This window comes from Micromonospora sp. NPDC005252, assembly GCF_042872475.1.
In the GTDB taxonomy this organism is placed as follows: Bacteria; Actinomycetota; Actinomycetes; order Mycobacteriales; family Micromonosporaceae; genus Micromonospora.
In genome coordinates, this window is the sequence record NZ_JBIAKN010000003.1 from 689,715 (window position 1) to 697,545 (window position 7,831).

The 7,831-nt window shown below is 72.2% G+C and carries 8 protein-coding genes; 7 read left to right on the plus strand and 1 reads right to left on the minus strand.

Annotation, left to right across the window (positions count from 1 at the left end; genetic code table 11):
* The first annotated feature begins 43 nt into the window (after nucleotides 1–43).
* The 7 genes from pdxH (at nucleotide 44) to ACFYPH_RS12905 (ending at nucleotide 6,182) form a co-directional block, all read left to right on the plus strand.
* Nucleotides 44–760, plus strand: a complete 717-nt coding sequence (gene pdxH, locus ACFYPH_RS12875) for a pyridoxamine 5'-phosphate oxidase (RefSeq protein ID WP_387181442.1) — start codon at nucleotides 44–46, stop codon at nucleotides 758–760.
* Complete coding sequence (locus ACFYPH_RS12880; protein WP_354862778.1) at nucleotides 757–2,055, plus strand: MFS transporter; 1,299 nt, start codon at nucleotides 757–759, stop codon at nucleotides 2,053–2,055. Before pdxH ends, ACFYPH_RS12880 begins: the two co-directional genes overlap by 4 nt.
* A gap of 18 nt (nucleotides 2,056–2,073) precedes the next feature.
* Nucleotides 2,074–3,003, plus strand: coding sequence for an aldose 1-epimerase family protein (locus ACFYPH_RS12885; protein WP_354862780.1), 930 nt, complete (start codon nucleotides 2,074–2,076; stop codon nucleotides 3,001–3,003).
* Nucleotides 3,003–3,605, plus strand: a complete 603-nt coding sequence (locus ACFYPH_RS12890) for a nitroreductase family protein (RefSeq protein WP_354862781.1) — start codon at nucleotides 3,003–3,005, stop codon at nucleotides 3,603–3,605. Before ACFYPH_RS12885 ends, ACFYPH_RS12890 begins: the two co-directional genes overlap by 1 nt.
* 188 nt (nucleotides 3,606–3,793) lie before the next feature.
* Nucleotides 3,794–4,099: a type II toxin-antitoxin system VapB family antitoxin gene (locus tag ACFYPH_RS12895; protein WP_354862783.1), complete on the plus strand. Its 306-nt coding sequence runs from the start codon at nucleotides 3,794–3,796 to the stop codon at nucleotides 4,097–4,099.
* A 34-nt stretch (nucleotides 4,100–4,133) separates the two neighbouring features.
* Nucleotides 4,134–5,294 carry an acyl-CoA dehydrogenase family protein gene (locus tag ACFYPH_RS12900; protein WP_363935179.1) on the plus strand — a complete coding sequence of 387 codons (1,161 nt, stop codon included), beginning with the start codon at nucleotides 4,134–4,136 and terminating at the stop codon, nucleotides 5,292–5,294.
* A gap of 99 nt (nucleotides 5,295–5,393) precedes the next feature.
* Nucleotides 5,394–6,182: a DUF4230 domain-containing protein gene (locus ACFYPH_RS12905; protein WP_354862786.1), complete on the plus strand. Its 789-nt coding sequence runs from the start codon at nucleotides 5,394–5,396 to the stop codon at nucleotides 6,180–6,182.
* Nucleotides 6,183–7,255: 1,073 nt separating this feature from the next.
* On the opposite strand, the gene ACFYPH_RS12910 is transcribed toward ACFYPH_RS12905, so the two are convergent.
* Complete coding sequence (locus tag ACFYPH_RS12910; protein WP_007454856.1) at nucleotides 7,256–7,465, minus strand: PspC domain-containing protein; 210 nt, start codon at nucleotides 7,463–7,465, stop codon at nucleotides 7,256–7,258.
* Nucleotides 7,466–7,831 lie beyond the last annotated feature (366 nt).

The following is a 7,831-nucleotide window of genomic DNA, read 5'->3' on the forward strand; positions in this document are numbered from 1 at the left end:
TCTGAGGACGCGCATTCTCCGCGCCACTCGGTGAGACTGGGCGATGCGGACTGGCCAGCGCGGAAGGGTGCATGTCGGGCCGCCGAGAAGGAGTGGGGACGTGACGGGCGACACACCCGCCCCGGCCGCGATGCGTAACGAGTACGCCGCGGACCTGGGCCTGACCGAAGCTGACCTGGCCGCCGACTGGCACCGCCAGTTCGACAGCTGGTTCGCCGACGCGGTGGCCTTCGGGCTGCCCGAGCCGAACGCCATGGTGGTGGGCACCGCCGACGCCGCCGGCCGGCCCAGCGGCCGGACGGTGCTGCTCAAGGGGTACGACCCCGAGGGCTTCGTCTTCTTCACCAACCACCTCTCGCGCAAGGGCGTCGAGGCGTCCGCCAACCCGTACGCCAGCCTGGTCTTTCCGTGGTTTCCCATGCAGCGGCAGGTGGTGGTCGCCGGGTCGATCGCCCCGGTCGAGCGGGCGGTGACCGAGTCGTACTTCGCGAGCCGGCCACGTGGCTCGCAGCTGGGCGCCTGGGCCAGCCCGCAGTCGCAGGTGGTGCCGGACCGGGCCACGCTGGAGGACCGCTATCGGGAGGTGACCGAGCGGTTCGCCGATGCGGCAGTCATCCCGCCCCCGCCGCACTGGGGTGGTCTGCGGGTCCGGCCGGACTCGGTGGAGTTCTGGCAGGGGCGGGCGGGTCGGCTGCACGACCGCCTGCGGTTCCGTCGCGTCGACGGAAGCGACTGGACCGTCGAGCGGCTGGCGCCGTGACGGGTGTGCAGGAGGCCCGGCCGCGCGGAGCGCGCCGCTGGGCGATCGACGTCCGTCCGCTGCGCGTTCCGGCGTACCGGCGATTGTGGCTCGGCAACACCGTGGCGATGTTCGGCTTCCAGTTCACCGCCGTGGCGGTGCCGGTGGAGATGTACGCCCTGACCCGGGACTCGTTCTGGGTCGGTCTGCTGGGTGTGGCTGCCTTCGTACCCCTGCTGGTCTTCGGGCTCTGGGGTGGCGCGGTCGCCGACGCCCGCGACCGCCGTGCGGTGCTGCTCGGCGGCTCATTGTTGCTCTGGGCATCCACCCTCGGGTTGCTGGTCCAGGCGCTGCTGAACGTGGGCAGCCCGGTGCTGTTGCTGGCGTTGATGGCGGTGCAGTCGGTGGCCTTCGCGATCACCTCGCCGGCCCGCAGCGCCATGCTGCCCCGGCTGGTGCCGGACGACCTGGTGGCGTCCGCCACCACCCTGAACTACACGACCTTCACCGCCGCCTCGGTCGCCGGCCCGCTCGCCGCCGGTCTGATCCTCTCCGCCTCGCCGGACACCACGGTGGTCCTGCCGATCGCGTACGGGTTGGACGCGGTGCTGTTCACCGCCATGCTCTGGGCCGCGCTGCGCCTCCCCTCGCTCCCGCCCGAGCCGACCGCCGACGGCCAGGCCCGACGTGCCGGCCTGGCCAGTGTGATCGACGGATTCCGGTACCTCGCCACCACGCCGGTGCTGCTGCTCTCCTTCGGCGTGGACCTGATCGCGATGATCCTGGCCATGCCGAGGGCGCTGTTCCCGGAGATCGCCCAGGAGCGGTTCGGCGGCGGTGGCGCGGTCGGCCTGCTCTACAGCGCCATCGCGATCGGCTCCATGATCGGCGGGCTGACCTCCGGCTGGATCGGTCGCCTCCGCCGGCAGGGGGTCGGCCTGGTGGTCGCGGTGGTCGGCTGGGGCCTGGCGATCGCCGCGGCCGGGTTGGCCCACCAGCTCTGGCTGATGGTCCTACTGCTCGCCGTGGCCGGCGCCGCCGACCTGGTCAGCGCCGTACTGCGCCAGTCCATGCTGCTGGTGTACGCGCCGGACCGGATGCGCGGTCGGCTCCAGGGCGTCAACACGGTGGTGGTGGCCGGCGGTCCGCGCCTGGGTGACCTGCGGGCCGGCACCATGGCCGCCGGGTTCGGCGGCGGGGTGGCCTGGGTCGCCGGTGGGCTCGCCTCGGCGGTGCTCGTGGTGGTGCTCGCGGTCGCCTTCCCGGCGCTGCTGCGCTACCGGGCCACGACGGCGTCGAGCGGCGACCGGCCGTGACCGGTTAGGGTCGCCGACATGGAAAGCCCCGACCAGCGCCCCTTCTCCGGCGCACAGTGGACCATCGCCGCCGCGGGCCACGAGGCAGTCATCGTGGAGGTGGGCGGCGGGCTGCGGACGTACCGGCACGAGGGTGTCGACCTGGTCGACGGGTACCAGACCGACGAGGTGTGCCCCGGCTGCGCCGGGCAGGTGCTCGCGCCCTGGCCGAACCGGATCCGCGACGGTCGCTACCCGTTCGCGGACCGGACGCACCAGCTCGCGCTGACCGAGCCGGAGCGGCACGTCGCCATCCACGGGCTGGTCAACTGGGTGCCGTGGCGGCTGCTGGAGCAGTCCGCGGATGCGGTGACGGTCGGCTACGACCTGCCGCCGCAGCCCGGCTACCCGTGGCCGCTGCGACTGGTCAGCCGGTGGAGCGTCGGCGCGGACGGTCTGCGCGCCGAGCACGAGGTGACCAACATCGGCGCCGAGGTGGCCCCGTTCGGCTTCTCGGTGCACCCGTACCTGCAACTGCCGGGTGTCGCGGTGGACGACCTGGTCATGCGGCTGCCGGCGCGTACCCGTGTGCTGGTGGACGGTCGGCTGCTCCCGGTCGGGGCGACCCCGGTGGCCGGCACCGAGTACGACTGGACCAGCCCGCGTCGGATCGGCGGCGTGGAGTTGGACCTCTGCTTCGGCGAGGTGGTCCGGGACGCCGACGGCGGTTCCTCGGTGAGCCTGGCCGCGCCGGACTCCTCGTCCGGGGTCAGCATCTGGGCGGATGCGGAGTTCGGCTGGTGGCAGGTGTTCACCGGGGACGCGCTCACCGGCGAGCGGCACCGGCGCTCGGTGGCGATCGAGCCGATGACCTGCCCGCCGGACGCGTTCCGCTCGGGCAAGGACCTGCTCACGCTCAAGCCCGGCACGACCTGGCGGGGTGCCTGGGGCATCCGTCCCGGGGCCTGATGGAGTTCGCCGAGGTCGTCCGCCGACGGCGGATGGTGCGCAACTACGACCCGGACCGTCCCGTCCCGCCCGACGTGGTGGATCGGCTGCTCGACCACGCCGTCCGCGCCCCCTCGGCCGGGTTTGCCCAGGGCTGGGGCTTCCTCGTGCTGGAGGAGCCGGCCGACCGGGAGCGGTTCTGGGCCGCCACCACGCCGGAGGGTGGCGGGCGGGAGCGCTGGCTGGCGGGGATGCGCAGGGCGCCGCTCATCGTGGTGCCGCACGCCAACGAGTCGGCCTACCTGCGGCGGTACGCCGAGCCGGACAAGGGTTGGACCGACCGGTCGACCGACCGCTGGCCGGTGCCCTACTGGTACGTGGACACCGGCTTCGCCGCGCTCCTGATGCTGCTCACCGCCGTGGACGAGGGGCTGGGGGCGTGCTTTTTCGGTATTCCGCCGCAGCGGCTGGGCGCGTACCGGGGCGCGTTCGGCGTGCCGGAGGAGTACCACCCCATCGGTGCCGTCACAATCGGTTACCGTGCGCCGGACCATCGGTCACCATCGCTGCGCCGAGGGCGGCGCGAAATGGACGAGGTGGTGCGGCGCGGGCGGTGGAGTTGAGTGTCGCGTCCCGTTCGTCGGAGTTGAGGATCGGGCGAGCGGTAGCGAAACTGACATCAGGGAGCAGAACGTCGCGTGCGCTGGACGGCTAGGCTGGCACGGTCATCGGTGCCGCGCCGCGCGGTGCCCGCCGCGGCCCGGCTCGGTGTCGTCGGTCGGCCCGGCCACGGGGAGGGGAGCGTGCCGTCGTGATCTTCAGAGCGGTCCGGGACGGGCGTCCCTATCCGGAGCACAACCTGACGCTCAAGCAGTGGGCGGAGATTCCGCCCCGTCCGCTGCGCCTGGACCAGTTGATCACCACCAAGCGCGAGCTGGCGCTCGACAAGCTCCTCGCCGAGGACTCGACCTTCTACGGCGACCTCTTTCCGCACGTGGTCCAGTGGAACGGTGGGCTCTACCTGGAGGACGGGCTGCACCGCGCCCTGCGTGCCGCCCTGCAACAGCGCAACCAGATCCACGCCCGCGTGCTGGTGCTCTCCGGGCCGATCGACTGAACGGCGTGAGCTGAGGCTTCGTTAAGGTGACGGCATGACTGCCCTCGATCTGCTCGACCTGGACCCGTCGCTCAGCGAGGAGGAGCGGCAGATCCGCGACGTCGTCCGCCAGCTCGTCGACGACCGGGTCCGCCCCCACGTCGCCGAGTGGTACGAGGAGGGTCGCGTGCCGGCCCGCGAGCTGGCCCGCGAGTTCGGCAAACTCGGTCTGCTCGGCATGCACCTGACCGGCTACGGCTGCGCCGGCGCCTCCGCCGTCGCGTACGGGCTGGCCTGCCAGGAGCTGGAGGCCGGTGACTCCGGGCTCCGCTCGCTGGTCTCGGTGCAGGGCTCACTGGCGATGTACGCCATCTGGCGCTACGGCAGCGAGGAGCAGAAGCAGCGCTGGCTGCCGGCGATGGCGACCGGCGAGGCGATCGGCTGCTTCGGCCTCACCGAACCCGACCACGGCTCCGACCCGGCGTCCATGACCACCCGGGCCCGCCGCGACGGCGACGACTGGGTGCTCACCGGCGCCAAGATGTGGATCACCAACGCGCCGATCGCCGACGTGGCCGTCATCTGGGCACGCACCGACGAGGGCGTCCGCGGTTTCGCCGTACCCATGGACACGCCCGGCGTCACGGCCCGCGAGATCGGCCGCAAGATGTCCCTGCGCGCGTCGGTGACCGGCGAGATCGTGCTCGACGACGTCCGGCTCCCCGGCGACGCCCAACTGCCCGAGGCGGTCGGGCTCAAGGCGCCGCTGAGCTGCCTGACCGAGGCCCGGTACGGCATCGTCTGGGGCTCACTCGGCGCGGCACGGGACTGCCTGGAGACCACCCTGGCGTACGCCACCAGCCGTACCCAGTTCGGTCGGCCGCTGGCCGGATTCCAACTCACCCAGGCCAAGCTCGCCGACATGGCCGTCGAACTGGTCAAGGGCCAACTGCTCGCGCTGCACCTCGGCCGGCTCGCCGACGGCGGCCGGCTCCGCCCCGAGCAGGTCAGCGTGGGCAAGCTGAACAACGTGCGGGAGGCCCTGGCCATCGCCCGGCAGTGCCGCACCATCCTCGGCGCCAACGGCGTCTCCGGGGAGTACCCGGTGATGCGGCACGCGAACAACCTGGAGAGCGTCCTGACGTACGAGGGCACGTCCGAGATCCACCAGCTCGTCGTCGGGCAGCGGCTCACCGGGCTCTCCGCGTTCGCCTGACCTGCCCGTTTACGCATTCCGGCCGCTCGCCGCGCGGCTGTCGTATTGGGGCCGTACCGTCATTGACAGACGACGTGTCTGACGAGGACGGTGAGTGTGATGGCCCGCGACGCTGGCATCAACGAGCCCACGAGGGAGTTCCCCGGTTACCCGACCGGCGACGACCTCAAGGAGCGCTCGGCCGCGACACCCGACCCGACTCCGGGCGGGCCGGGTGGCACCGATGGTCCTCCGGCCGGCGGGGGTGGGGGTGCGGCCCGTGGGCTGCTCCTCCTGCTCGGTGCCGCCGCGCTGGCCGTGGTGGTGCTGCTCGGCGTGCAGGCGACCGGCTTCCTGCCCGATTTCCGTAACCCGTTCACCAAGGAGCAGACCGACCGCAGCCAGCCGCCGCTGCTGAAGTCGATCCAGGATCTCAGCCGCTACGTGGCCGCCGAAGGCAACTTCCAGGTCGTGGTCGACACCCAGAACGACCGGCGCAACGTCCCGGACTTCCTGCTCAACGAACGCACCCTGTTCGTCGGGGCCGGCAGCGTCGAGGCGTACGTCGACTTCACCAAGATCGGTGAGGGTGCGATCGTGCAGTCCGCCGACGGCAAGTCGGTCGAGATCAAGCTGCCCGCGCCGCAGCTCGGCGAGACCAACCTCGACATGGAGAAGAGCTACGTCTTCGCCGAGCAGCGCGGCCTGCTCAACCGGCTCGGCGACCTGGTCGGCAACGACCCCAACCGCCAGCAGCAGGTCTACCAACTGGCCGAGGAACGGATCACCGCCGCCGCCCGGGACAGCGGGCTCTCCGCCCGCGCCGAGGAGAACACCCGCAAGATGCTGCAGGGGCTGCTGCGCTCGCTGGGCTACCAGCAGGTCACGGTCACCTACACGGCCCCCTGACGCTCGACGCTTCGGCAGTAGGTCGCTGCGGCGCTCGGACGCCCCGGCACCTCCGTGCTCGGTGATCCGGCCCCTCGGCGCCTGGCGGTCCGGCATCTCCACGCTCGGGGCTTCGGTGCCGGAATCCGGTGCCCGGCGCTCCAAAACTGCAGCCGCGCCCGCCCCGACCACCGTCGGGGCGGGCGTTTTCACTGGCCTGCCGCCTGCCGCCTGCCGCCTGCCGCCCGCCGCCCGCTGCCTGGCGCCTGCCGCTTGCTGCCTGCTGCTCGCTGCCTGGCGCCTGGCGCCTGACGCCTGGAGCCCGCCGCCTGCTGCTTGCCGCTTGCTGCCTGCTGCTCGCTGCAGCCTGCTGCCTGGAGCCCGCCGCTTGGTGCTCGCCGCTCGCCGCTCGCCGCCTGCTGCTTGCCGCTCGCCGCCTGCTCCTCGCTGCTCGCTGCTCGGTGCCCGCACCGACCCGGGCCGCGTTGCTGTGGCTGCCTCCGCGCCGTGCTCGTCCTCCGTCCCCGCTGGCAGGTCGGCAATTACCCGTGCACGCCGCTCGTCGGCGTCGGCCAGGGCGATTTGTCGGGTCCGCGCCATCCTCTGGCTGCGGTATGAGCAGATCTTGGACAGTTTCCGTCAGCAGCTAACGGAAACTGTCCAAGATCTCGGAGTGGAGGGCCGGTTGGGCGCGTGACGCCGACGCGGTCACGCCCTGCGGTCAGGTTTCTGCGGGGCATGACTTGCGGCGAGTCCGGGTTGTGCCGCTGGTTGCGCCCGCCCGCCGGACCGACCACCACCGCCGCGACTTTCGCGCGGGCCACCAGCACCACCGCCGGGCTGTGCGTCACCGCAGGGCCGTGCGTCACCGCAGGGCCGTGCGCTACCGCGGGGCCGTGCGCTACCGCCGGGTTGTGCGTCACCGCGGGGCTGTGCGCTACCGCGGGGCCGCGCGCTGCCACTCGATCGCGCGCCACCAGCGATTCGTGCCCGCCCGAGATTCGCGCCATGTCCAGGAGCGGGGTGGCCGGAGGCCACCACATCGTCGACGTGGTGGCCTCCAGACTGCGCTGCGCTGTGCTGTGCGGGGGTGGTCAGTGGCCGGTGGAGGCGAGGTAGCGGTCCTCGTTCGGCATGAGGATCCAGAGGATCAGGTAGACGATCACCTGGGTGCCGGGCAGCAGCAGTGACAGCAGGAACAGCAGCCGGACCATCCCGGCGGACATGCCGAACCGCTGACCGAGGCCGGCGCAGACACCGGCGAGCATGCGCCCCTGGCGGGGCCGAACCAGTTTGCGACTCATCGTCGTACTCCCACTCTGCGGCGGTGCGCCGCGTCTGCAATCCACGGTAGAAAGGGGTGGCCGTCCTGCCCTCGGTCCCGAGGAGGATCAGCGGTCCATGGACCCGTAGGTACTTACCCGTGCGGCCCCGCTCGACGCCTCCGGCCCGCGCTCCCCGCGCGCAGGCCCCGCGCCCGCGCCCGGCCGGCAGCCCGCGCTCCCCGTGCGTAGGCCCCGCGCCCGCGCTCCGCCGGCAGCCCGCGCCGGTCAAGGTCGTGCTCGATCCTGGATGTCAACGCCGTTGCGTTTAGCGCCGTGAGCGGGAGGCAAGTCCTTTCTCGAAGAGTGTGATTTCGGCGTGGAAGCTGTAGGTCTGTGTGGTTGTTG

What these genes read in the sequence shown, in the direction of transcription:
- pdxH (WP_387181442.1), top strand. Translation starts at nt 44, where the DNA reads ATGCGGACTGGCCAGCGCGGAAGGGTGCATGTCGGGCCGCCGAGAAGG.
- ACFYPH_RS12885 (WP_354862780.1), top strand. Translation starts at nt 2,074, where the DNA reads ATGGAAAGCCCCGACCAGCGCCCCTTCTCCGGCGCACAGTGGACCATC.
- ACFYPH_RS12890 (WP_354862781.1), top strand. Translation starts at nt 3,003, where the DNA reads ATGGAGTTCGCCGAGGTCGTCCGCCGACGGCGGATGGTGCGCAACTAC.
- ACFYPH_RS12900 (WP_363935179.1), top strand. Translation starts at nt 4,134, where the DNA reads ATGACTGCCCTCGATCTGCTCGACCTGGACCCGTCGCTCAGCGAGGAG.
- ACFYPH_RS12905 (WP_354862786.1), top strand. Translation starts at nt 5,394, where the DNA reads ATGGCCCGCGACGCTGGCATCAACGAGCCCACGAGGGAGTTCCCCGGT.
- ACFYPH_RS12910 (WP_007454856.1), bottom strand. Translation starts at nt 7,465, where the DNA reads ATGAGTCGCAAACTGGTTCGGCCCCGCCAGGGGCGCATGCTCGCCGGT.